The organism is Halolamina salina, assembly GCF_054653455.1.
In genome coordinates, this window is sequence record NZ_BAAIGE010000002.1 from 81,222 (window position 1) to 104,605 (window position 23,384).

At 67.3% G+C, this 23,384-nt stretch carries 26 protein-coding genes, 1 tRNA gene and 1 pseudogene; 15 read left to right on the plus strand and 13 right to left on the minus strand.

All coding sequences use genetic code 11. From position 1 onward, the window contains the following. Positions 1-63 precede the first annotated feature (63 nt). Positions 64-1,230 (plus strand): lycopene cyclase domain-containing protein, encoded by a 1,167-nt coding sequence (locus tag ACYQZ5_RS00760; RefSeq protein ID WP_459844793.1) that lies wholly within the window; start codon positions 64-66, stop codon positions 1,228-1,230. Positions 1,231-1,292: 62 nt separating this feature from the next. On the opposite strand, the gene ACYQZ5_RS00765 is transcribed toward ACYQZ5_RS00760, so the two are convergent. Beyond that, positions 1,293-2,474, minus strand: coding sequence for a tRNA (guanine(26)-N(2))-dimethyltransferase (locus ACYQZ5_RS00765; RefSeq protein ID WP_379732452.1), 1,182 nt, complete (start codon positions 2,472-2,474; stop codon positions 1,293-1,295). 373 nt (positions 2,475-2,847) lie between these two features. On the opposite strand from ACYQZ5_RS00765, the gene ACYQZ5_RS00770 reads away from it, so the two are divergent. Together ACYQZ5_RS00770 and ilvA are read left to right on the plus strand one after the other, a co-directional pair. After that, the gene (locus tag ACYQZ5_RS00770) at positions 2,848-3,261 is read left to right on the plus strand and encodes a gamma-glutamylcyclotransferase family protein (protein ID WP_459844795.1); all 414 of its coding nucleotides are present in this window, start codon (positions 2,848-2,850) and stop codon (positions 3,259-3,261) included. 172 nt (positions 3,262-3,433) lie between these two features. Then, on the plus strand, positions 3,434-4,645 hold the full coding sequence (ilvA, locus tag ACYQZ5_RS00775; RefSeq protein ID WP_379732648.1) for a threonine ammonia-lyase: 1,212 nt from the start codon (positions 3,434-3,436) through the stop codon (positions 4,643-4,645). Here ilvA and ACYQZ5_RS00780 read toward each other — a convergent pair. Then, positions 4,642-5,511 (minus strand): hypothetical protein, encoded by an 870-nt coding sequence (locus ACYQZ5_RS00780; protein WP_459844797.1) that lies wholly within the window; start codon positions 5,509-5,511, stop codon positions 4,642-4,644. The genes ilvA and ACYQZ5_RS00780 overlap by 4 nt on opposite strands. Positions 5,512-5,725: 214 nt before the next feature. Here ACYQZ5_RS00780 and ACYQZ5_RS00785 point away from each other — a divergent pair, with 214 nt between their 5' ends. The 7 genes and pseudogenes from ACYQZ5_RS00785 (at position 5,726) to ACYQZ5_RS00815 (ending at position 8,484) form a co-directional block, all read left to right on the plus strand. Further along, complete coding sequence (locus tag ACYQZ5_RS00785; RefSeq protein WP_379731860.1) at positions 5,726-6,400, plus strand: hypothetical protein; 675 nt, start codon at positions 5,726-5,728, stop codon at positions 6,398-6,400. Next, the gene (locus ACYQZ5_RS00790; RefSeq protein ID WP_379731859.1) at positions 6,400-7,035 is read left to right on the plus strand and encodes a hypothetical protein; all 636 of its coding nucleotides are present in this window, start codon (positions 6,400-6,402) and stop codon (positions 7,033-7,035) included. Before ACYQZ5_RS00785 ends, ACYQZ5_RS00790 begins: the two co-directional genes overlap by 1 nt. Then, positions 7,028-7,426: a hypothetical protein gene (locus tag ACYQZ5_RS00795; RefSeq protein ID WP_379731857.1), complete on the plus strand. Its 399-nt coding sequence runs from the start codon at positions 7,028-7,030 to the stop codon at positions 7,424-7,426. Before ACYQZ5_RS00790 ends, ACYQZ5_RS00795 begins: the two co-directional genes overlap by 8 nt. A 73-nt stretch (positions 7,427-7,499) precedes the next feature. Then, positions 7,500-7,733 (plus strand): annotated as a pseudogene (locus tag ACYQZ5_RS00800) (IS6 family transposase); the annotation flags it as partial. 53 nt (positions 7,734-7,786) lie between these two features. Further along, positions 7,787-8,167, plus strand: a complete 381-nt coding sequence (locus ACYQZ5_RS00805) for a Rid family detoxifying hydrolase (RefSeq protein ID WP_379731855.1) — start codon at positions 7,787-7,789, stop codon at positions 8,165-8,167. 1 nt (position 8,168) lies between these two features. After that, a complete protein-coding gene (locus ACYQZ5_RS00810) occupies positions 8,169-8,375 on the plus strand; it encodes a DUF7981 family protein (protein ID WP_379731854.1) in 207 nt (68 codons plus the stop codon). Between the two features lie 27 nt (positions 8,376-8,402). Further along, positions 8,403-8,484 (plus strand) — tRNA-Ser (locus ACYQZ5_RS00815). A gap of 544 nt (positions 8,485-9,028) precedes the next feature. On the opposite strand, the gene ACYQZ5_RS00820 is transcribed toward ACYQZ5_RS00815, so the two are convergent. The 6 genes from ACYQZ5_RS00820 to ACYQZ5_RS00845 all read right to left on the minus strand — a co-directional run bounded on the left by ACYQZ5_RS00820 (position 9,029) and on the right by ACYQZ5_RS00845 (position 15,580). Next, positions 9,029-10,210: a 3-dehydroquinate synthase II gene (locus ACYQZ5_RS00820; protein WP_379732588.1), complete on the minus strand. Its 1,182-nt coding sequence runs from the start codon at positions 10,208-10,210 to the stop codon at positions 9,029-9,031. A 58-nt stretch (positions 10,211-10,268) separates the two neighbouring features. After that, positions 10,269-11,477: an MFS transporter gene (locus tag ACYQZ5_RS00825; RefSeq protein ID WP_459844801.1), complete on the minus strand. Its 1,209-nt coding sequence runs from the start codon at positions 11,475-11,477 to the stop codon at positions 10,269-10,271. A 91-nt stretch (positions 11,478-11,568) separates the two neighbouring features. Continuing rightward, positions 11,569-12,675, minus strand: coding sequence for an Mrp/NBP35 family ATP-binding protein (locus tag ACYQZ5_RS00830; RefSeq protein WP_379730718.1), 1,107 nt, complete (start codon positions 12,673-12,675; stop codon positions 11,569-11,571). A gap of 49 nt (positions 12,676-12,724) precedes the next feature. Beyond that, positions 12,725-12,958, minus strand: a complete 234-nt coding sequence (locus tag ACYQZ5_RS00835) for a hypothetical protein (protein WP_379730719.1) — start codon at positions 12,956-12,958, stop codon at positions 12,725-12,727. Then, a complete protein-coding gene (gene nrfD, locus ACYQZ5_RS00840; protein ID WP_379730720.1) occupies positions 12,955-14,283 on the minus strand; it encodes an NrfD/PsrC family molybdoenzyme membrane anchor subunit in 1,329 nt (442 codons plus the stop codon). Before nrfD ends, ACYQZ5_RS00835 begins: the two co-directional genes overlap by 4 nt. Before the next feature lie 73 nt (positions 14,284-14,356). After that, complete coding sequence (locus tag ACYQZ5_RS00845) at positions 14,357-15,580, minus strand: 4Fe-4S ferredoxin N-terminal domain-containing protein (protein WP_379730721.1); 1,224 nt, start codon at positions 15,578-15,580, stop codon at positions 14,357-14,359. Positions 15,581-15,839: 259 nt separating this feature from the next. Between ACYQZ5_RS00845 and ACYQZ5_RS00850 the strand changes: the two genes are divergently transcribed. After that, the gene (locus ACYQZ5_RS00850) at positions 15,840-16,010 is read left to right on the plus strand and encodes an HVO_0758 family zinc finger protein (RefSeq protein WP_379730723.1); all 171 of its coding nucleotides are present in this window, start codon (positions 15,840-15,842) and stop codon (positions 16,008-16,010) included. 42 nt (positions 16,011-16,052) lie between these two features. Here ACYQZ5_RS00850 and ACYQZ5_RS00855 read toward each other — a convergent pair whose 3' ends face one another. Further along, complete coding sequence (locus ACYQZ5_RS00855; protein WP_379730724.1) at positions 16,053-16,964, minus strand: PhzF family phenazine biosynthesis protein; 912 nt, start codon at positions 16,962-16,964, stop codon at positions 16,053-16,055. Between the two features lie 88 nt (positions 16,965-17,052). Beyond that, the gene (locus ACYQZ5_RS00860; RefSeq protein ID WP_379730725.1) at positions 17,053-17,241 is read right to left on the minus strand and encodes a DUF7312 domain-containing protein; all 189 of its coding nucleotides are present in this window, start codon (positions 17,239-17,241) and stop codon (positions 17,053-17,055) included. 97 nt (positions 17,242-17,338) lie between these two features. On the opposite strand from ACYQZ5_RS00860, the gene ACYQZ5_RS00865 reads away from it, so the two are divergent. Together ACYQZ5_RS00865 and ACYQZ5_RS00870 are read left to right on the plus strand one after the other, a co-directional pair. Continuing rightward, entirely contained in the window at positions 17,339-17,938 is a 600-nt protein-coding gene (locus tag ACYQZ5_RS00865) for a winged helix-turn-helix transcriptional regulator (protein ID WP_459844805.1), read from the plus strand. Positions 17,939-18,011: 73 nt separating this feature from the next. Next, a complete protein-coding gene (locus tag ACYQZ5_RS00870) occupies positions 18,012-18,308 on the plus strand; it encodes a DUF7577 domain-containing protein (protein ID WP_379731918.1) in 297 nt (98 codons plus the stop codon). Position 18,309: 1 nt separating this feature from the next. Here the strand turns inward: ACYQZ5_RS00870 and ACYQZ5_RS00875 are convergent, their stop codons facing one another. Beyond that, positions 18,310-18,555 carry a DUF7123 family protein gene (locus ACYQZ5_RS00875; RefSeq protein ID WP_379731917.1) on the minus strand — a complete coding sequence of 82 codons (246 nt, stop codon included), beginning with the start codon at positions 18,553-18,555 and terminating at the stop codon, positions 18,310-18,312. A 207-nt stretch (positions 18,556-18,762) separates the two neighbouring features. Between ACYQZ5_RS00875 and ACYQZ5_RS00880 the strand changes: the two genes are divergently transcribed. After that, the gene (locus ACYQZ5_RS00880; RefSeq protein ID WP_379731916.1) at positions 18,763-20,637 is read left to right on the plus strand and encodes a flippase-like domain-containing protein; all 1,875 of its coding nucleotides are present in this window, start codon (positions 18,763-18,765) and stop codon (positions 20,635-20,637) included. A 637-nt stretch (positions 20,638-21,274) separates the two neighbouring features. Here ACYQZ5_RS00880 and yjjX read toward each other — a convergent pair. Together yjjX and ACYQZ5_RS00890 are read right to left on the minus strand one after the other, a co-directional pair. Next, on the minus strand, positions 21,275-21,793 hold the full coding sequence (yjjX, locus tag ACYQZ5_RS00885; protein WP_379731915.1) for an inosine/xanthosine triphosphatase: 519 nt from the start codon (positions 21,791-21,793) through the stop codon (positions 21,275-21,277). A 45-nt stretch (positions 21,794-21,838) separates the two neighbouring features. Further along, positions 21,839-22,588, minus strand: a complete 750-nt coding sequence (locus ACYQZ5_RS00890; RefSeq protein WP_459844809.1) for a cobalamin-binding protein — start codon at positions 22,586-22,588, stop codon at positions 21,839-21,841. Between the two features lie 79 nt (positions 22,589-22,667). Here ACYQZ5_RS00890 and ACYQZ5_RS00895 point away from each other — a divergent pair, with 79 nt between their 5' ends. After that, entirely contained in the window at positions 22,668-23,360 is a 693-nt protein-coding gene (locus ACYQZ5_RS00895) for a type I 3-dehydroquinate dehydratase (protein WP_459846575.1), read from the plus strand. The last annotated feature ends 24 nt before the right edge of the window (positions 23,361-23,384 follow it).

A 23,384-nucleotide genomic window follows, 5' to 3' on the forward strand; every position in this document is an offset into this window, starting at 1 on the left:
GAGCGCCACCTTCGACGCCCGACCCGTCGTTTCACTTATGCGTGGTCCAACCCAACACACCACATGGGCATTGCTCGGCACGGGAGCGGTCCCGCCGCCCTCCTCGGCGCGTACGCCTCGCAGGTCCACCCGGTGTTCATGCTCCCGCCGGTGGCGACGGCGCTGTTCGGCGCGGCGCTTTCGGGCGCGTTCGACCCCGCGGTCGCGCTGGTCGCCGCCGGCGCCGCGTTCTTCGCCGTCTACACCGCCCACGTGAAGGACGGTTACGTCGACTTCCACCGCCGCGGCGAGGACGACGACCACCCGCTGACCGTGGCGGGCTGTCGGCTCGGACTCGTCGGCGCGACGGTCGGCTTCCTCGGCTGTCTCGGCGGGCTGGCGCTGCTCGCCCGCCCCGTCGCCGTCGCGTTCGCGGCGCCGATGTGGGCGATCGGCTACCTCCACGCGCCGCAGTTCGACACCAACCCCGTGACGACGACGCTGGGCTACCCAGTCGGCATCGGCCTCTGTCTGCTCACGGGCTACGCGGCCCAGACGGGCGCGCTCGCGTCCCGGCCCCTCGCGCTGGCGGCGGTGCTCGTGATCGTACTCGCGGGCGTGAAGATCATCGACGACGCGCAGGACTACGAGTACGACCGCTCGATCGAGAAGCGGACGGTCGCGGTCGCGCTCGGTCCCGCCCGCTCGCGCTCGCTGGCGGTCGCGCTGCTCGCCGCGGGGTTGTTCGCGGTCGTCCCCCTCTCGATCACCGGCGTCCTTCCGCCGAGCGCGCCCGCGGCGAGCGTACTTTTCGGCGCCGTCGCCGCCGTGGCGGTCCGCCGCGATCCCGAAACTGCGACGATGCTGCTGGTCCGCGGCGCGTACCTCTTTCTCGCGGCGCTGCTGGTCGCGGTGTTCTTCGAGCCGCTGGCGGGGGTCCCATTGCCGGACATCACCGCGATGGGGCCGTACACGTACCTCGCGACGGAGGTCGTCTTCGGCGCGCTCGCGTTGGCGTTGCTGGTCCACGCCGGCGAGGGTGCGCTCCGCCGCGCCGCCCGGACGATTCCGGCGCTGTACCCGATCGCCTACGTCTGGGACTGGTACACGCTGGAGGTCGGCGTGTTCGCGATCCCGATGCGGACCGGGATCGAACTGCTGGGCATCCCGCTGGAGGAGCACGTGTTCATGGTCGTGGTGCCGGCGGTGGTGCTGGGCATCCACGAGACGGCGAACCCACGGAACCCCTGATTCTCAGTCGTCGACCGAGGGTTCCCACAGCCCCGGCATGGGCTCCGTGGTCGTGACCGTCCTCACTCCCGGTCGCTCGCCGGGGCTGGCTTCGCGGCCTCGCGAATCTGTTCGACGTCGGCGTCGGTCTTGAAGCAGGTCCCGCCGTAGTGGGCCGGACTGGCCTCGTAGCCGGCGTCGCGGAGGTCGTCGAGGAACGTCTCCAGCTTGTTCGCCGGCGCGCCCCACTGCTTGCAGAGGCGGTGCTGGTCGTAGTGGGTCGGCGTGTCGAGTTCTTCGCCGAGCGTATCGAGCAGCCGGCTCACGCGCTTCCACTCGCCCATGTTCGGCGTCACCTCCTCGGCGACCGAGTCGACGAACTCGCTGTCGGCGATGGGGCCAAGCCAGATCGGCCCGGCGGCCGAGCAGCGCGCGGAGCCGCAGTTCGGGCAGTCCTCGGGCGGGTGGGCGATCCGGCCGAACTCGTGTTCGCGGTAGAGACAGTCCTCGCAGTGGTAGACGAAGCCGAGCCACTGGAGGGCCTTGTCGGCAGCAGTGGCCTTGTGGGTGAGATCGAGGTACGTCCGGGCGTAGTGGCGGGTCGCGTGGGAGACGATCGGCTCGACCGCGACGTCCCGGCGGGCAGCGACGCGGGCCAGCGCGCCGATCAGCACGCGCAGCCCCATCTCGCGGTGGAAGTCGGTGTTCCGCGGGACGGTGTCGTACTTCCGCACCCCGGAGTCGAAGTGGGCGCCACACAGCGGCGCGGTGTCGGTCGCGGTCACGCAGAGCAGCTTCCGCGTGCCGGCGACGGCTGCGTCGGCGAACGGCATCGGCGTCCCGAAGGGGTCGAGGTCCACCACGTCGAACCGCTCGGAGTGCATGAGCACGTTAGCGTCGGACTGAACCGCCTCGCCGGGGAGGTCGTTCAGCGCGAGGTTCTCGCGGGCCAGTTCGACGGCGTCGGGGTCCACGTCGGCGGCGGTCACGTCGTAGCCGGCTTCGGCCGCGCGGGCGGCGCGGACGCCGGTGGCGGTCATCGCGTCGAGGTAGGAGAGCGTGCGTTCGTCGTCTTCGCTCTCGGACTGCTCGACGTTCGCTGCGCCGGCCTCTGTTCGCTCGGCGTAGGCTCGCAGGACCGCGACGGTGAGGTCGCGGTTCAGCTCCATCTCGGGGTTGAAGAACACGTCCTCGCCGGCGCCCTCGCTGCTGCCGTCCCGCGGGTCGGGCGCCTCGACGTCGACGTCGCCCTCGCTGACGCGCATGGTCGTTGGTGGTCGTGGTGTGGGGAAAGCGATTGTGTTCGGGACTCGGCTTCGTCGGCTATTCCGTCGGGGATCTGGTCAAGAACCGCATCAGCAACACTGTGAAAGCCCCTGTCGTCTGGACTCCCGCGACTCGCTGCGGTCCTCACTACGTTGCGGTCCTTGCTTCGTCGGGGTTCGTCCAGACGACAGCCCCTTCCAGTCCCACCCGTACAGCCCACGAACCTCCCCAACCGACTCCCTCCTTCACTACGTTCAGTCGGTCGTCCCTCGCGCTCGCTCGCGCACGGAGGCGCTCGCGCTTCGCGCCGATTCCGGCTCTATCGCTTCGTTTCGGCCCCTCCTTCTTAAGCGAGCGCGCCGAACGGTCGGTATGGACGTGTTCGTCTACGGCACCCTGACCGAGCCCGAGCGGGTCGCGTCGGTCGTCGACGCCTACGCCTTCCTCGGCTCGGCGGTGCTGTCGGGGCTTCACCCCGTGCAGGGCGAGTACCCCACGCTCGCCCCCGGCGGCGAGACGGGCGGGCGGCTGCTCCGGACCGACGATATCGACGCTCTCGACGCCTACGAGGGCGTCGACGACGGGCTCTACGTCCGGGTATCCGTGCCGGTCGAGCGCGCCGACTCGTCGGGGCTGGACGACACGGCGGCGGTGTACGTCGGCCACCCCGAGCGACTCGGCGTCGGCGACGAGGTGACGTGGCCCGACGGCGACGACCGCGACGCGTTCGCCGACCGCGTCCGCGAGTACGTCCGCCGACACGACGTTCGCGTCCGCCCCCAGTGACGGCAGCCGTCGGCTGGCCGACGTACGACGGGCGTTTTCACTTTCACCGCGGTCGGGGTAGCCTTATGCCGGGGGCTACCCAAGGAGTGAGTGCACGCAGGTGACGCGTGCGTTTCCCCCTTTCCCCTTCGCATCGAAACGCCTTAGCGCCAGCCGTGGGACCGTCGAGGGTATGCTCTCGCTCGCCGATATCGAGGCGGCACGCGACCGCGTCGACGAGGTCGCACGGACGACGCCGTTGGAGTACTCCCACAGCTTCTCCCGGATGACCGGCGCGGACGTGCGGCTGAAACTCGAGAACTTCCAGCGCACCGGCTCGTTCAAGATCCGCGGCGCGGCCAACCGGATCGCGACCCTCTCGGAGGCGGAGAAGGCGGCCGGGGTGATCACCGCCAGCGCCGGCAACCACGCACAGGGCGTCGCGCTCGCGGCGACCCGGGCGGGCGTCGACGCCAAGATCGTGATGCCCGAGCACGCGCCGATCGCGAAAGTCGACGCCACCGAGAGCTACGGCGGCGAGGTGATCCTCTTCGGCGCCGACTACAACGACGCACAGGCCCGCGCCCACGAGATCGAGGAACTCGAGGACCGGACGTACGTCCACGCGTTCGACGACGAGTACGTGATGGCCGGCCAGGGGACGCTCGGTCTCGAGATCGCCGAGCAGTGTCCCGACGCCGACACCGTGGTCGTCCCGATCGGCGGCGGCGGACTCATCTCCGGGGTCGTGACGGCGCTGAAGGCCACGCTCGACGACGTGCGCGTGATCGGCGTGCAGGCGGAGGGCGCCTCCAGCGTCGCCCGATCGCTGGAGAAAGGCGAGCGCCACGAACTCGACGCCGTCGACACGATCGCCGACGGGATCGCCACCCGCTCGGTCGGCGAGCGGCCGTGGGAGATCATCCGGGAGCGCGTCGACGAGGTGGTGACCGTCTCGGACAACGAGATCGCGCTGGCGCTGACGTACCTGCTCGAACGCTCGAAGACGCTGGTCGAGGGCGCCGGCGCGGTGGCGCTGGCGGCGGTGTTGAGCGAGGCGTTCGCGTACGAGGAGGACGAGACGATTGTCCCGGCGCTCTGTGGCGGCAACATCGACCTCAACGACCTCACGACCGTCGTCGTCCGGGGGCTGGTCCAGATGGGTCGGTACGTCAAGATCCGGACCGAACTCAAGGACAACCCCGGCTCGCTGGAACGCCTGGTGGAGATCATCGCCGAGCACAACGCCAACATCTACGGCATCCAGCACGACCGCACCTCCCGCGACGTGGCGATGAACGCCGCGGAGGTGGTGCTGGATCTGGAGACCCACGGCCACGACCACGTCGACGAACTGCTCGCCGCGCTCGAAGCCCGCGGCTACGAGACCGAGACGCTGGTCTAAGCGCGCTCGATCTCGTACTCGACGGTGAGGAACGGCCGCCCGAGCAGCCACATCTCGTGGGTCGCGCGGAGCCGTGGCTCGTCCCCGTCCTCCGCGGGCCACACCTCGAACCGTTGGCCCCCCGGCACTGCGAACGGGCCGACGGGCGTCCGGAGGAACAGCCCCGGATCGCCTGATCCCTCGGTCGTGAGGCGGATGCCGGTGCCGCCGTCGACTCCCTCGCCGAGGTGCTCCGGGCGCAACACGGTGTCGACGCCGCCGCCGGGCACCGGGACGGAGATGTTCGCGAAGCCGTTGCCGTCGCGGTGGTGGGTCGCGTAGAGGGCGACGAACACCGCGTCGCCGCTCTCGGGGTCGGTCCGGACCCACGCCCGCACGTCCTCGCGGGCCGGCTCGGCGGGGGCGTCGTCGATCGCGACCGAGCCGGGTTCCTCGACGTCGAGGAACTGACTCTCCAGCCGGTGCCACGACTCGTCGCCCGGCCCCGGCAGATTGAGCTGTTCGATCCGGCTCGTGAGCCGGCTCGCGACGGCGGCGCCGGTCCGGAACGGTCGGTGCCACTGTGCCCGGTAGCGCATCTCGTACTCCGCGGTGCGTTCGTAGAAGCGCCGTACTTCGGGGTGGAGCCGTTCGGGATCGAACGTCTCGCCCGCGAAGTGGGCCACGTCGGCGACCTCGCCCGCAGGCTCCTCGCCCGTCGTCAACCCCTCGCGTTCGACGAACCCCGGGCCGACGTACCAGCCGGCGGTGATCGGCGAGAGCGGGACCTCGCGAGCGCGCTTCCGGGCGCGCCGGAGCGCGAGCGCGAGGAGGGCAACCGCGGCGACGGCGACTGCTCGGAGGGCGCGGTGGACGGTTCGGTGCACGATCGTCGTTGGCGCGCCATCGTACTTGAAGCGTCGGCCGCGGGTCGCGCCGAGTGTGTAGATTTTTCCATAAATATGACTTTTATGACTAATAGAACCCAAAGGTTGATTAAGAAACAATCATGAAATTTTGGTCAATAGGATGTTTTCTGGAAACAATCGGAAAGTGGCAACCCAAAAATATTATCCGTCCCACCTCATACCCCGTGAATAAATGCCACCGTCAGAGATCACAGCCTTCCGCCAAACTTTGAGACAGGCTGAAGAAGAGGATTTTTCGCGTTATCATAAATGTAGAGAGACATTACAGAGGGTTGGCTCCACCGCTGTAGTAAACGATGATACTCTCACCCGCTCGTGGATGCAACATGTTAAACTACTCCTCGAATTGTTAAATACTTGGGCGACAGATAGGTTTCAGACCCAGTTCCGGAGACGAATTAGCGAATTTATACAAAATGACGAATCCGGGCAATTAGGGGAAACTACTCAAAAGATATATTCAAAATTGCCGGAGAATCTATTGGAATCAATACTGCTAAAGGGTATTGATAACCTCCAATTTAGTGAATGTATAATAGATAATTCCGCATCACCTGACCCAAACGGGTTTTCTGAGGCTGTTTCTGCAGGACTTTCTTCATTTGTTGAGGAGCGCCAGTCCAATATAGCAGTTGTTACATTAGAAGTTTATACGCTGATAGCTGAAGACTTGATCCCCGAAATTGATGCGTGGGTGGGTGAGAGAGTTGGTGAGTTGATGGATTTAGCATTACAGGAGTGGGACAAAAGTCGGAGTGAAACAGAAAACTGGACAAATGTGCTAGCAGAAGTAGATATATTGCTAGGCAAATGGGACGGGGAAGTTAGGTATTTAGGTGATCGATGATGTCCGATAATAAAGCGATTATCGATACCTCAGGAGGTCATGGGCCAAAAGGTGCAGATGAGGTAGGAATTGAGACTGAGGTTAGTCCATTATCACCAAATAAAGATACTCTAGACACAGAACCCACGCTGAACGAGAAGGGTACGACGAACGATGAGATATATCATTCTATAGAAGAAGATAGCGAAGACACACAACCGATTATTTCGTGGGATGCCTACCTACAGCATGTTGCTAGAGAAGAGACTAAGGATATCTTGAGTGATGGAGAAATATTAGAAGAGCAAACTGAAATACCACACATTATCTCGGATAGGTTACAGGAAGATCTCAGTAATGAGTATGACATTGAAAAAGATACGATTCCAGCACTGAATAAATTCAAAGATAGAACTATAGAATTTCACAAAGAAAATACAGAAATTCGTTGGCAAAGGCGTCTTGTCGAGTCCGTATCTATCTCTGCAGTCGGATTTGCCGTATTATTCTTCACATTCTATATCTCAGATAGAGTTACTAGCGTCTTGTCGGGTGTTGTTGGATACACCTCAGTAGGTCTACTTGCGGTGATTGGTATTGGGTTTGTGATCGCAGGATTCTCAGGCATTTATAAAACACGACAAAATAATGTCTAGTCATGTTCGGATTGGCGCTGTAGTTCTATCCGCTATTATCTATATTGGAGTCATCTGGCTTATTCCTGGAGAAATTCGACAATTGATAACAGATATGTTAAGAGATGTGATTTCAGACGGAATAGAAGACCCAATTAAATCAATATCCGTATTCGCAGGGATTTGCGGAGTAATTTTAGTCACTTTTACTATATTATTTAACATTTCAATTATCACCCTTACTAATCTCATGCTTAACGAAACGCGCCCACATAGTCTTGCTAGGGTTATATTTTTACTAGGTGGTGTGTTTCTACTGATATTTGGGATCGGCTTCTACTCTCACCACTACGAGACAAACGAAGAGGATGTCTCAAACCTAGAAGAACGAATTGCAGAACTAGCTGAATAGATTCTATCCTTTTGAACCGACGTTCAGAAGGGTGGTTATATCAGGAAATTAACCTATCAATCTCACCGCGCTGATTAATGACGGAGTCTTTCTCGTCGATTCTGCACCGTGGCTGCAAGCAACTCTCCACCGCCATGACCTCGATTACAGATACGAGAAATACGGTAATCGAAACAGCGTCGAACGTGTCTTCCGAGAACTAAAACGCCGAACCAACCAGTTCTCAAACTGTTTCAGCCATACCGAAGCAAACACCGTCGAAAATTGGCTTCAAGTGTTCGCCTTCGCATGGAATCAGCTTATCTGACACTACCGGCGCGGTCAGTTGGACTTAAGGGGAGTCCGGCGCCAGTTCCGGCCATGAAGGAGACGGTCCACACCGACGACGCCCCCGAGGCGGTGGGCGCGTACAGTCAGGCGACGACGAACGGCGAGATCCTGTTCACCGCGGGGCAGATCCCGATGACCCCCGACGGCGAACTGCTGGACGACGAGGACATCGCGACGCAGGCCGAGCAGTCGCTCTCGAACCTCAAGGCGATCGTCGAGGAGGCCGGCGCGTCGATGGACGACGTGCTCAAGACGACGGTGTTCCTGGCCGACATCGACGACTTCGAGGAGATGAACGACACGTACGCGAGCTTCTTCGGCGACGAGCCGCCGGCCCGCAGCGCCGTGCAGGCCGGCGCGCTCCCCAAGGGCGTCGGCGTCGAGATCGAGGCCGTCGTCAGCGTCGAGTGAGGTGACCCCGCGAACGAAGTCGGCGCTGCTGTGGGGCGCGGTGGGCCTGCTGGCCTTCCTCGCGGCGGTGCAGGGGTATCAACTGCTCGTCGCTCCGGTGCCGGTGTCGATTCCGGCCGTGGGCGCCGTCGCGGTCGGCGTCGGACTGCTGACCGCCGGCGTCGCGTACGCGACGGAGCACCGACTGCGGACGAAAGGAAGGACTTAACCCACACAGGGCGGTAGATTCGTCCGAGCCAGGATGGCCGAACGGTAAGGCGCACGCCTGGAAAGCGTGTTCCCTTCCGGGATTCTGGGTTCAAATCCCAGTCCTGGCGTTTTTCCGCAGTCCACGTGAGCGAGGAGCGGAGCGACGAGCGAACCGACTGCGGAAAACAACATCTGACTGGATTTGAACCCCTATCAGTCGCAGCGACCGAGCAGCGCGAGGTCGACCGTCTGATTCCGGTTCAAATCCCAGTCCTGGCGTTTCTTCCGTACTCCCGCGTGAGACGTAGCGGTTCGTACAGCGACCACGAACGGCACCGCGGAGTGAGCATGACCACTTGTGACCGCAGGGTGCCGGACACGAGGCCCGGCACAGTACCGAGTCCCCCCGCGCCCCGACCGTCGGCGCCGGCGAGGCGTCCACCGCGACCGCACCGCGGCGGCGGTGGCGCGCGACGTGAGCGCCTCCGTGCGCGAACGAGCGCGCGAGGGACGAGTGAGTGACCGAAGGGAACGAACGAGTCGGCTGGGGAGGTCTGTGGGCTGTGCGGGGCGGTGCGGTCACAAGGTGCCAACGATCGAGTTGCTGTTGCTGGGCGAGTCGCTGATCCCGACACCTCCGACCGATCCCACCGAAAAAGACTCGACGACCGCTTACTTCTCGATGATGCTCTCCTCGATCTTCTCGCCGAAGTGCCGGCCGCCTTCCTCGTAGTACAGCAGCACCTCGTCGCCGGCTTCCAGATCCGTCACGGCCTTCCGCCCCTCCTTCGTCGCGACCTTCACCGTCTCGGCGTTCTGCAGCAGCGTCTCGACCACGTCCGGGCCGTCGTCGGTCTCGACTTCCGCCTGCACGCGGAACATCGGGCGCTTCTCGATCTTCACGCGGCCGACGATCGCCTCGCGGGTGTGGCCGGCGGTGTCGGCGACCTGCACGCGGTCGCCGGACTGGAGTTCGGCGAGGTACTTCGTCTCGCCCTCGGGCGTCCGGACGTAGGCGTGGACCGCGCCGGCGTTGACCCGGAACGGCCGGGAGGCGACGTACGGCGAGTCCGCGGTCTCGCCGTGGACGAAGAACAGGCCGCGGGAGAGCGAGCCGACGAGCATCCCCTCGTCGTCCTCCAGCAGCGAGCCCGTGTCGATGCAGACGCGGTCGGCGGCGCCGGTCTCCTCGACCTGCTTGACCTCGGCGTAGCGCAGGTCGAGCCGTTCACGCTCGCTGCGGTCCCGGACCTCGACGGTCTCGCGGATCACGTCGGGGTCGTCGGTGTCGAGCAGTACGTCGTCGACGCCGATCTCGAGCGTCTCGAACGCGGTCGCGGCCTCGTCGGCGGAGTCGACGCCGGCGACGAGGTTCGTCTCCTCGCCGACGCGGGCGATCAGGTTCTCGAGCGGGATGATGTCCCAGTCCTCCGTGGCGACGATGGTGTACTCGGCGTCGCGGGCGGCCTCCTCCGCGAACTCCTCGTAGTCCTCGTCGAACACGCGGACGTAGGACCCCTGCGCGCGGTCGTCCGAGCGTCGGAGCGTCGTCAGGTCCGCCGAGCCGGAGAAGTCCGAGGGGAGGTCGACGGTCCCGTCGCCCTCGCCCTCCTTCCCGACGACGTAGATGTCGGGCTCGGTGTCGCGGCTGGCGTCGACGATCTCGGCCTCGTGGTCGCCGGCGTCCTTGAACGCCGCAATGTTGACGCTGCCGAGCTCGCGGACCCGACCCACGTCGGCCTCGTCGACCAGCACCCAGTCCACGCCGGCTTCGAGGCCGGCGGTGATCCGCCGCTTTCGCGCTTCCCAGTCCCCGACCGCGTCGTCGGCTTTCAGCCACACGGAACGCGTCATGTCGGGACACTCTCCGTGAGGCGGCTTGAACGTGGCGAATCCTGCAGCCTTCCCGAGATCAGTTCGGCAGCCGGCCCGACCGCTGGAGCACGAGCAGCAGGACGACGACCCCGCCGACGACGGCGGCCAGCCCGCGGAACGCCGTCACGTAGGCGACGCCGGACTCCGCGAGCGTCCCCACGAACCACGACCCCGGCGCCTGTGCGAGCATCATCGCGCCGCTGTACACCGCGTAGGCGCTGCCGCGGTGGTGGTCGGGGAACGACCCGAGCAGGAACGAGTCGATGACGGGGTAGATACTGTGGACCGTGTACCCCAGCAGGGCCGACACCGCGAGCAGCGACGCCGTCCCCGGCGCGACGGTGAGCGCGAACACCAGCACGACGAAGGCGGTGACCAGCCCCAGCAGGTACGGCACTTTCGGGAGCCGATCAGCGAGCGAGCCGCTGACGGCGAACGCCGGGACGCCGGTGACGAACACGAGCGTCAGCGTGTTCCGGGCCAGCCCGGGCGCGACGCCGCGGGACTCCATGAACAGCTGGTAGAAGTTGAACACGCCCTGCCACGCGAAGCCGAGCGTCCCCATCACGGTGACGCCGAGCAACACGGTCCGCCACTCCGCCCGGACGGCGCCGGCGAGGTCGCGGTCGGCGGCGCCGGCGTCGGGGAGATCGACGCCCCGGGAGAGCACGACCGTCGCCGCGGTCGTGAGCAGCCCGCCGGCCGCGAGCGCGACGAACACCAGCCGCCAGGGCTCGTCGGCGGGCAGCCCCAGTGCGGCCAGCACGGGCGTCCAGTCGACGAAGCTGCCGACCGCGAGAGTCACCACGGGCGCGGCGATGGCGGCGGCGATCTGGTTGGCAGTGCCGTGGATGCCGATCATCCGGCCCACCCGCGAGGGGAACAGTTCGCTGACCAGCGTGTTGCCCGTGACGAAGTAGAGCCCCGAGGACAGCCCCGCGAGCCCGGCGCCGAGGATCAACAGCGGGACGCTCCACGCGACGGCGGCGACGCTGGCACCGACCGCCAGCACCAGCCCCGCCGAGAACACGACCGTCAGCCGCGACACTTTCGTCAGCAGGTAGCCGGTCGGGATCCGGGGGAGCGCGCTGCCGATCCACGCCGCCGAGGCGACGAGGCCGGCGGTCCCCTCGCCGACGCCGAACGTCGCGATGAACACGCTCACCAGCGGCGCCATCACCACCCGCGTGAAGTTGACGAGAAACGCGTAGCCACAGAGTGCACCGAAGAGCCGAGAGCGGGACACGCCAGCCGCTTGCCGGCGGGCGGGGTCAAGCGTTCCGAATTGATCGTCTCCGGACCGACCCGAGGGGGGCGGCCGGAAGACGCTCCGCGGATCAGGCGTCGGCGTTCGGCGTCTCGGCTTCCGCGGGCACGTCGTCGCCGCGCTCGGCGACGTGTTCGGCGACCGCTCGGCGGTTCAGTTCGCCGATCCGATCGGCGGTCGTGTCGACGAACTCGAAGAGGTCCTCGCGCACGTCGCTCTCCTCGTCGCGGACGGCCGGCCCGTCGGCGTCCTCGCTGTCGAAGTCGGGGTGGACGGGGAGCTCCGCGAGCACCGGGACGTCGTAGTCCTCGCTGATCTCCTCGGCGCCGCCGGCGCCGAACGGGTCGTGAACGTCGTCGCAGTTCGGGCACTGGAACGCGGACATGTTCTCGACGACGCCGAGCACGGGCGCGCCGTGCTCCTCGAAGAGGCGCAGCCCCTTCCGGGCGTCCGCGACCGCCATCTCTTGGGGCGTCGTGACGACGACGACGCCCGCGACGGGCAGCGTCTGCAGGAGGTTCAGCGAGGCGTCGCCCGTCCCCGGCGGCAGGTCGACGACGAGGTAGTCCAGCCGGCCCCACTGGACCTCGTTCACGAACTTCATCATCACGTTGTTCACCATCGGCCCGCGCATGACCGCGGGCTGGTCGTCGTCCTCGGGCATCATGTGATCGGTGCTCATCACGCGCACGCCGTCGGAAGCGGGGGGGACGATGTCCCCCTCGGGCGTGACGCCGGGTTCGTTCTCCGTGGGGAGGATCCGGGGGACGTTCGGGCCGTGAACGTCGGCGTCGAGGATGCCGACGCGGGCGCCGCGGTCCTGAAGCCCCGCCGCGAGGTTCGCGGCGACGGTGGTCTTACCGACGCCGCCCTTCCCGGACGCGACGGCGATCACGTTCTTCACTGACGGGAGGATGTCGTCGTCGAAGCCGTGGCTCTCGTCGACGCTCGCGCGCAGGTCCGGCTCCAGCCCCGCGTCCTCGACGACGTCGCGGATCTCGTTGCCCAGTTCGATCTCGGTCGGGGCGTACGGCGCGTTGAACGCCAGCCGGACGCGCGCGGCGTCCTCGGTGATCGCGACCTCGTCTACCAGCCCCATGGAGACGATGTCGTCGCCGTTCTGCGGGTCGTCGATCTCGCCGAGTCGGTCCCTGAGTTCGGTCGCGGTGATGGTCATGGTGTTTGGGGAAGTCGGGTGCGGTTGGCGGGCGGTTCCGGGGCCGCGTTCAGAAGAACACGGCCTTGATCAGCATCGTGACGACGAACAGGCCGCCCCACAGCGCGGTGGTGAGACCGGCGAGGTAGGCGAGCCCGAGGCCGGCGGTCTTCCGGTCGCTCGGGTCGCCGAGGAACCACGCGGCCACCATCACGTAGACGGGCAGGAGCACGATCCCGAAGATGAGGTACGTGCCCGGCCCGACGAAGGGCAGCGTGTACGACGCCGACGAGAGCGGGATCATGGGTCACTCACCTCCTCGTGGTCGCCTTCGATCGCGTGCAGTTCGACCACCGGGATCACCTTCGAGACCCCGAGGAAGAACAGCACGACGATGCTGACCGCGCCGAGTACGGACGACAGCTCGACGACAGAGGGGACGTACACGCCGGGGACGGCGTCGTACAGCTGGAAGTGGGCGTGCTGCAGCCCCTCGACGACGAACAGCGTCTTCTCGATCAGCGTGCCGACGAGCACCAGCACGGACACTGCGACGATGCGCGGGATCGTGAACAGATCCGCCTTCAGCGCGCACGCGAACACGTACAGCTCCGCGAGGATCACCAGCCCGATCGCGACCCAGTAGATCGGCGTCGCGATCTTGACTTCGGTGGCGTGCTGGAGCGTCGTCGGCGCGGCGAAGATCCCGGTGATGACCTGCTGGAGCTGGAGCCACAGGAAGAGGAGGCCGAAGAAGCCCAGCCACTTCGAGAGCCCGTAGAACACCTGCGTCGGGATGAGCTCCTCCCAGTCGTAGGCGTACCGGAACGCTGCGGCGACGATGATGATCCCGCTGACCGCCGAGGTCAGCGCGATCGAGAGGAACGACGGCCCCTGGACGCCGCCCGCCCAGCCGGCCATCGACGGCAGGAGCGCGAACAGCCACGGGATCACGCCCCCGTGGAGCAACAGCGGCGCCATGATGATGATGGCGAACGCGAGCCACCACACCATGCGCTCGACGACGGCGTCCTCCTTCTCGGTGTAGCCGATCGTGAGCGCCTCGTACAGCGGTTCGAAGCGATCCGGCAGCCGGTCGCGTAGCCGGACAATGTCGTACCGGATCGTCAACAGCAGGTACGTCGCCGTCAGCACGAAGTACGCGGTGATGACGGTGACGTCCCAGACCAGCGGCGACCAGTGGACGCGCCACGGCCACGCGGGCAGGACGCTCGTGACGAGGCGGTCGGGCCGGCCGACGTGGATGAGGATGTAGAGGCCGGCACAGGACAGCGCCGCGATCGTCAACAGCTCCGCCATGCGCGCGACGGGCTGGTACGTGTCCATGCCCAGCAGCCGCACCGCCGCCGAGAGGATGATGCCGCCGTGGGCGATGCCGACCCACCAGATGAACGCGCCGATGTACAGCCCCCACGGGACGCCGCCGCCGGAGCCCCAGTCGCCGAGATGGGTGACGATGAGGCCGTGTTGGAGCTGCTGGAGGTAGAAGTACAGCCAGATTCCGAGGCCGGCCAACGCCGCCAGCAGCACCGCGACCGTGTACTTCGAGCGCGTCTGGATGGGCCGGACGAGCGTCTCCCGGTCGACGCCGGTGACGTCGACGCTCACGGTCGCTCACCCCCGTCGGGACGGGCCAACGGAGCCGACGCGCAGTCACGAAGGGGGCGGATGCCGGCGGCCGTCATGCCTGCTCCCCCTCCTTGTTCGCCATCGCGCCGTTGTCGAGCACTTCCTCCTTGCGGTTGTCGACGATGCCCCGTTCCTCGTACGTGACCGGCCCCTCGACCTGCTCGGCGTGAGGCGACGGCTCGTTCCCGATGTAGTGGACGTTGGGGCTGGTGCCGCGTTCCTCCATGAGCTTGAACGTGGAGACGGTGTGCTCCTTCCGGTTGGGGTAGGTCATGTCGTTCTCCTGTTGGTCGCGGTACTCGCGGAGGTGCTGGTTCGGGTCGCTCTCCGGGTCGTTCAGGTCGCCGAAGTGGATGGCGTTCATCGCACACGCCTCCTCGCAGGCGGTGGTGCCGACCTTCTCCTCGCCCATCTGACCGTCCTGCCGGTCGACACAGAACGTACACTTGCCCATCACCCCCTTCGGGGGGCGTGCGCCGACCCACTTCCCGCGGTCGTCGATCTGGTTCTCGTCGGGGATCTCGGAGTCCGGGACGTCGGGCTCGCCCCACTGGAAGTAGTTGACGCCGTACGGACACGACACCTCGCAGTACCGGCAGCCGATGCAGATGTCGTAGTCCGTGAGGACGAGGCCGTCCTCCTCGCGGGTGTGACGTGCGCCGACCGGACACACCTTCGTACACGGGGAGTCCGTGCAGTGCTGACACGGCCGGACGAGGAAGTTCTCGTCGTCCTGATCCTCGTCCTCGTAGGTGAACACGTACATCCAGTTCGCGCCCCGGGACGTGCCGTGCTCCTCGTTGCACGCGACGACACAGGCGAGACAGCCGTCGCAGTTGTTGAGGTTGATCGTCATCCCCCAGCGCGTCCCGTCGTCGCTCTCCTCCGACTGCGCGTTCGCGGTTCGCTGGCCGGCGGCCGCGAACATCGACAGCGCGAGGGCGGCCGCGCCGCCTTTCTTCATGATCTCGCGCCGGGAGAGGTCCTCGCGCTCGGCCAGCGAGGAGAGCGTCTCGTCGATGTTGTCGCCCTCGAACTCGCCGTCGAGCAGGCCGGATATCTCCCGGTCGTCCTCGCCGAACTCCTCGAGGACGTCCTCGTGGTGGCGGCGGTAGAACTCCGCCTCCGAGAGTTCGCCCGCGGCGACCCGCCGGGCGTCCTTGGCCATCTCGACGCCGAGTTCGGTGTCGTACTCGGTGTCGTCGAGGGCGCGCTCCATGCGGTCCAGTTCGTCGTCGTCGATCGATATCGAGATGTCGTCGTCTGGCTCGTGCATTCGTATCAGCCTCCGATCGGGGCCGACGTGCTCTCACCTGCTTTTCGCTCGCTACAGCGCGCGCTTCGTTCGAAATCCGTCGCGAAAACCCGAAAAACACCCCTCGAATTTTCACACGCTGGGAAGAATCGAATATGTTCGTCCACCGTCGTGCGCGCGCCGACAGCGCGGGGGGTATCAGTTCGAGCCGATCGCTCGGTGCCCGAACGAGTGCGGATCCGTGCGGGGCCTTTTTGCGTTGGCACCCGAACCGGGGGGTATGAAGAGCACGCGGAAGGGGCTACGCAACGACGAACTCTACAAGGACACCTACCAGCGGCTCAACTGTGCGGAGTGTGAGAAGACCCTCGCCACCGAGAACCCGCCGGACGAGGTGTACAACGTCCGGAAGTGTCCGGACTGCGGGAAGGAGTGGAAGGAGCTGCCCTAGCCCGAACCGCTCCGTCGACAACGCCCACGCACCGAGCAAGCCTCAGGCTTCGATGATCTCGTCCTCGTCGTACTCCGGCACCGTCAGCGACCCGTCCAGCGACACCACCGCGTCGCCGCCGACCTGCACCGTCCGGCCGTCGACGCGCACGCCGACGTAGCCCGGCCGGTCGAGGAAGTGGCCCTGCTCGAACGTCATTCGTTCGGGAAACTCGTCGTCGAACGCCGCGAAGTGGTCGAGGTAGGCGCCGCAGGCGCCCGAGGCGGTGCCGGTCACGGGGTCCTCGTCGACGCCGAGACCGGGGACGAACGCCCGGCCGTGTAGCGTCGAGTCCTGACTCCGGCCGATCGCGTCGAACGTGAACGTGTAGATCCCCTCGGTGTCGTGTTTCGCCGCCAGCGCCTCGACGGCGTCGTAATCCGGCTCCATCGCCGAGAGGTGTTCGAGGAAGTTCACCGGGAGGATCAGGAACGGCAGCCCGGTCGAGGCGTACGCGGGCGGGAGGTCCGCGCCCACGTCCTTGAACGCCGCCTCGTCGATCCCCAGCGCGTCGGCGGCCGCGCCGTAGTCGAGGTCGACCTCGAAGATCTGCGGGGCGTTCTGGGTCATCCACACCGCGCCCGTCTCGGTCACCTGTATCTCCAGCACGCCCACCTCGGTCTCCAGCGTGTAGCTCCCGGCGTCAATCACGCCGTCGTCGAACAGCGCGCCGTGGGCGGCGATCGTCGCGTGGCCACAGAGGTCGACTTCCTGTGTCGGCGTGAAGTAGCGCACCTTCCGGTCGGCCTCGGTCGAGGGGAGGAGGAAGGCGGTCTCGGAGACCGACAGCTCGCGCGCGATCGCCTGCATCTGCTCGTCGCTCAGCCCAGAAGCGTCGGGCACCACCCCGGCGGCGTTGCCCGCCAGCGGCTCCGTCGTGAACGCGTCGACGAGAAGCGTCCGGTAGCTCTCCATGGCCGGAGATCGGCCCGGGTCGGTTTAGACGTGGCGGGCTGTTGATCGCCGAGGTCGTGGCGGTGCGGTCGTCGAAACCGTGGCGAGCTCAGAAGCCGCCGAACAGGACCACGAGCGTCAGTGCGGCGCCGAGAACGACGAACCCGACGCCCTCGGCCGTGGGGTCGCCCGGCTCGATCGGCGCGGGCTCGTACCCCGTCGTCCCGTCTTCGCCCTCTTCGAGGTCGTCGAGGCTGATCGCCCACTCCTCGTCGTCCCCGTCCGTCGTGCGACTCATCGACCGAACGGAGGCCGTCGGCGCGGAAAGCCGTTTGGGTGGCGGCCGCTCTCCGGGCGTCGAAACCCCTTTGTCCACCAGCACCCCAAGCGAACACGTGACACGCGGCGTCGACGAGGAGAAACGGGCGACGCTCAAGCGGTTCGCCGCCGCCGGCGCGGCCGCGCCCTTCGCGGCGTTCAGCGGCGACGCCGGCGACAGCGACACCCGGGACGCCATCGTCGGCTACGTCGCCTCGACGCCCGGCGCACACTTCTCGAAACTCCGCGACGACCTCAAGTTGGGCACCGGCGAGACCCAACACCACGTCGAGCGCCTGCTCTCCGAAGGGAGCCTCGTCTCCCGGCGCGACGGCGACTACCGCCGCTTCTACCCCGCCGACCGCTTCTCCGAGTTCGAGCGGACGGCGCTTGGCTACCTCCGGCGCTCGACCCCCCGCGGGATGGTGATCGCGCTGCTCCGGGACCCGGACGCGACGGGCGCCGACCTCGCCGACGAACTCGGCGTCTCCCGGGCGACCGTCAGCAGCCACGCCGCCGCGCTGGAGTCGGCGGGGCTGCTCTCCCGGGCGGACGGCTACGCGCTGGAGGAGCCGGAGACGCTGCTCTCGCTGCTCGTGCGCTACGCCGACTCCTTCGACGCCGCCGCGGACGCGCTGGCGTCCGACGCCGCCGACCTGATCGCCCACGACCCGTGAGGGCGACGGTCGAACGTCTCTCCGTGTGGACAGTTCCCAATCGATAAGGCAGCGGCTCCCGTATCCCTCGCGTATGCCCGACACAGCCGTACTCTGGCTGTTGTTGGTGATCCCCATCGCGATACAGGTGCCGCTGCTGTGGTTCATGATGTCCCGGATGGAGATCGACGAGGCGCCGGACCACACCGGTTCGGATATCTGGGGCGGCGAGGACGAGGACGGCGCGGCGTACCGGCGGCGGCTCTCGGAGAGCGGCCCCGCCGCCGCCCGGGCGGCCGCCGGCGACGACGGGACCACCCGCTGCACCCACTGCGGGACGGAGAACGACCCCGCTTACCGCTACTGCTGTGGCTGCGCGCGGCGGCTCTGAGCTACTCGACGGTAACCTTCCACGTCGTGCCCGAGGAGTAGCCCCACTTCTCGATCTCGAGGCCGTGGTCCGCCGCGAGCAGCGCCCGCATGTTGGCGCCGACCTCCTTGGCGGTCATGTCCAACTCCTCGGCGACCAGCCGCGACTTGAAGTACGTCCGCTCGCCGGCCGCCGCTCGCAGGTGGTTCAGGATGCGGGTCTGCTTCTCCGAGAGCTCCGCGGTCGCCGCCACGCCTGCTTGGCTCATACGCCCGGAGACGGACCGTTCCCCCTTCAGGCGTTTGGTACGACGGCTTAATCCCGGCGCAGTCGTGCGGTTTTCGATCCGGCGACGTCCGATCCTGCCGCCCTCGCGGCGCCGTCAGGTACGCTCGGCTAACGCCCGGCCGGTCGCGCGTCCCCCGTTTCGGACCCCTTCAGAAGCTACTTACCCGTCCCCCGTCGACCGTCGGCCATGAACGACCCCGCCGACGGGAGCGACGCCGCCGAGCGGGCGGCGGGGGGTGACGGCGCGGCGCCGCCCGATCCGACACGGATCGAGGTGAGCGTCGTGCTCCCGGCGTACAACGAGGCGGACACCATCGAGAAGACGGTCCGCACCACCGTCGACACGCTCGAAGCGTTCCTCGACCCCGGAACGTTCGAGGTGATCGTCGCCGAGGACGGCTGCGACGACGAGACACCCGCGATCGCCGACCGTCTCGCCGACGAGATCCCCGGGGTCAGACACTTCCACAGCGACGAGCGACTCGGCCGCGGCGGCGCGCTGGAGCGGGCGTTCGACGCCGCCCACGGCGGGACGCTGGTGTACTTCGACACCGACCTCGCGACGGACATGAAACACCTCGAGGAGCTGGTGAACACCGTCCGGCACGGCGAGGCCGACGTTGCCACGGGCTCGCGCTGGATGCCCGACAACGTCGCCGATCGGCCCGCGAAGCGCGGCATCCCCTCGCGGGGGTACAACGCCGCGGTCCGGCTGTTCCTCCGGACCGGCCTGCGGGACCACCAGTGCGGCTTCAAGGCCATCTCCCGCGAGGCGTTCGAGGCGGTCCACGACGACGTGGAGGACCGCCACTGGTTCTGGGACACGGAGCTGCTCGTGCGCGCCCAGCGGGCCGGGTTCGAGGTGAAGGAGTTTCCGGTCGACTGGGAGCCGAAGGGCGACTCGAAGGTCGACCTCGTGCGGGACGTGTTCGGGATGGGGAGCCAGATCGTCCGGACGTGGTGGCAGCTCTCGGTTCAGCCGCGGGTGAACAAGTGGGTGACGCTGGGCGCCAGCGCGCTGCTGGTGCTGCTCGCGTTCCTGCTCTCGACGCTGTACATCGACTACGGGACGGTGCTCGACCGCATCTCGGAGGCCGACCCGACGCTGATCGGGGTCGCGGCGGTCGTCTACGCGCTCTCCTGGCCCCTCCGGGGGCTGCGCTACCGCGACATCCTCGCGGAACTGGGGTATACGGAGAAACTGGGCTTTCTCACGGGTGCGGTGTTCATCTCCCAAACGGGGAACCTCGTGTTCCCGGCCCGCCTTGGCGACGGGGTTCGGGCGTACGTGGTGAAGGCCCGGCGCGGCATCCCCTACCCCTCGGGGTTCGCGTCGCTGGCGGCCGAGCGCGTGTTCGACCTGCTCACGATCACCGTCCTCGCGGGGCTGGTGCTGCTGGGCTACGCAGCCACGGGTGATCTGGCACGCGTCGCCGAGTCGGTGACGGGGGCGTCCCAGAGCGGGCAGATCGCGGTGCTCGTCGCGATCGGCATCGCGGTCGTCGCGATCGCCGCCGTCACGGGGATCGTGCTCTCGGCGCGCTCGGACCGCAACCGTATCCGGAGCCTCGTCGAGCGGTTTTCCTCGGACTCCTACGCGGACTACGTCGCGGGCGCCCTGGAGCGGTTCGTCGGCGACGTGCAGCAGGTCGGCGGCGATCCGAAGGCGTTCACCCGCGTCGGCGTCACGAGCCTCGTCATCTGGACGCTCGACGTGATCACGGCGGTGTTCGTGCTCGCGGCGTTCGGCACCGGCCTCGAGACGGCGACGCTGGTGACGATCTGTTTCTTCGCGGTGTCGGTCGGGAACCTCGCGAAGGTGCTGCCGCTGAGTCCGGGTGGCGTGGGGCTGTACGAGGCGGCGTTTACCCTGCTCGTCGCGGGTCTGACGCCGGTGACGGCGTCGGTCGCGCTCGGCGTGGCGATCGTCGACCACTTCCTGAAGAACGTCGTGACGATGATCGGCGGCGGCATCTCGATGCTCGCGCTGAACGTCTCGCTGACGACCGCGGTGGAGGAGGCCGAGGAGATGGAGGAGGTCGAGTCCGTGGAGTCTGCTTGATTCGGAGTCTGACTTTTTGAGGGAAGTGTCGTGGCTGGGGCTGTCGTCTGCGTCTTCAACCTGTTCGTTCGGTTCTAAAAAGAGGTCAGCAGCACCGTGAAAGCCCCTGCCCGCTCCGGTCGGGGGCCTCGTTGCGCTCCTCGGTTCGCTTCGCTCACCTGCGGTGCTTACGTCGCCCGCCTTCCCGGAGCGGACAGCCCCTTTCAGTCCCACCCGGACGGCACTGCCCACGAGCCTCCCCAGCCGACTCGTTCGCTCCTTTCAGTCGCTCACTCGTCCCTCGCGCTGAGGCGCGGCACAGGGCCGCGCCCGCTTCGCGCCGGAACTGCTGTGGCGCGTGCGGGCAGCCGTTCCGTCGGCTGCCCCAGCGCACGCGAGGGACGCTGCCCGCGCCGGCGAACCCTTGTGGTGAGCCACCAGCGCGGCAGCGTCGGTTGGGGAGGGTGTGGCCGAGGTTACGGGTGGGACTGAAAGGGGCTGTCGTCTGGACGAACCCCGACGAAGCAAGGACCGCAACGAAGTGAGGACCGCAGCGAGTCGCGGGAGTCCAGACGACAGGGGCTTTCACGGTGTTGCTGACCTCCGAAACAAGCGAGAGACCAACGAAAAAGCCGACTTCGACGTACCCAATCCCGACTCAGTACCGATCTGTCACGAACGGTCCCATCGCCGCCGCCACGCCCGCAGCCAGCGCGTCGTCGCGGTCAACCACGCCCGCCGACAACGCCCCTGCAGCCCCCTGCTTCTCCGCCACGTCGTCCTCACCGAGCACGTCGTCCATTACCGGCCCGAGCTCCTCGCCCGCGGCCACACGGTCGCCGATCGACGCCGGCAGGCGGAACGACGGCCCCGCGCCGAGGCCCACCCGATCGCCGTCGGTCACCGCGACCCACATGATCAGGAACAGCCCCTCGGTCTCGGGCACCTCGGCGACGCCGCCCTCCAGCCCGACGCCGATGTCGTACTCGCCCGCCGCGAGCGCGTTCCGGGCGCGGTTCTTCGCCCCCTCGACGGTCTCCTCGCGGCCGCGGGGCTGCTCGCTCACCCCGGAGTCGACGGAGACTGCCTCGACCGTCGCGTCGTCGATAGTCTCCGCGATGGCTTGTTCGACTGCGCGCCGCTTCACCGGGTTCCCGCTGCCGACGGCGAGTCGCATGGCGTCCGCTCGGGGCCGGGGGGACGTTTCCTTTGCGGCTCCGGCTCAGTCGGCCGCCTCGTCGATCCCGTGGAAGATCCCGGCCAGCCGCTCGACGCCGGCGATCAGGTTCGGGCTGGGTTGGTTCAGCAGCGAGTCGTCGACGACGTGGATCTCGGCGTCGAGTCCCCACCCCCGCTCCCGGAACTCGTCCGGGTCCGCGCGGTCGCCTTTCCCGCAGGGGTGGAGGATCACGTACTCGGGGTCGGCCGCGGCGACCGCTTCTCGGCTCACCTCCCCGGAGCGCTCGCCCGGATCGGCGAAGGGGTACGCGCCGCCGGCGGCGTCGACGGCCTCCGGCACCCAGTTCCCCGCGGCCATCGGCGGGTCGGCCCACTCCTCGCAGTAGACGGTCGGCCGCGGTTCGTCGGCGACGGCCTCGCGGACGCGTCGGAGGCGCTCGCGCGCGTCGGCCGCGAGCCGTTCACCCGCTGCGGCGTGGCCCACCGCGCGGCCCAGCGCCGCGAACCCGTCGACGGCGTCGTCGAGCGTTTCCGGTTCGGCGTGGTAAACTTCGTGCCCGCGCTCGCGGAGGTCGTCGCGGGTGTCGCGCTGGAGGGGGTCGCTGGTGAGCACGAGATCCGGGTCGAGCGCCGCCACCGCGTCGAAATCCGTGTTGAGCCAGCCGCCGACGCGCTCCGGCTCCGCGGCCGCGTCCGAGAGGTCGCAGTGGTGTGTGACGCCGACCAGTTCGTCGGCAGCGCCCATCGCGACGAGCGTGGCAGTCGCGCTCGGGGCCAGCGAGACGAGTCGCATTGGCGGTGGTGGGGGACGGACCGGGAAATACCCCGCGGGAGCCCGAACCGGTATGGTCCCCCGGCCCCACTCCCCGACCGTGTTCGACTCGTTCACCCTCGTCGCCGCCACGGCCGACCTCGCCGACGAGCGCGCGGCCCGCGGCGTCGCCGACCTCGTGGAGTTCCGGATGGACCTCGCGTCCGACCCCGCCGAGCAGCTCGCGGCCTACGACGGCGACCTCCCGCTGCTGGTGACGAACCGGCCCGCGTGGGAGGGCGGCGAGGCCGACGGGAGCCACGCGGCGGCGGAGGCTGCCCGCCTCGACGCGCTCGAAACCGCGCTGGGGAACGACGCCGTCGCGGCGGTCGACATCGAACTCGCCGCGCTCCGGCGATCCGAGCGCGCCGTGGCGGTCGCCGACGAGGCCGACTCCCGGGGGGTCAGCGTGGTCGTCTCGGTCCACGACTTCGAGCGGACCCCCTCCGAGCGGGCGATGGTCTCGCTGCTCTCGGCGGCTGCGTCGGCCGGCAATGTGGGGAAGCTCGCGGTCACCGCGACGGACCGCGAGGACGCGCTGGCGCTGCTGTCGGCGACACACGCCGCCGACGCCGCGGGCGAACGTGTGGCGACGATGGCGATGGGGGAGGCCGGCCGCCACACGCGCGCCGTCGCGCCCCTCTACGGCTCGAAAATCGGCTACGCGCCGGTCCACGCCGCGGACGCCACCGCGCCCGGGCAGTACGACCTCGAGACGCTCGCCGAACTGGTCGGTCGCCTCCGCTCCCAGTAACCGATAAAGAGGGCACCGTTTTTG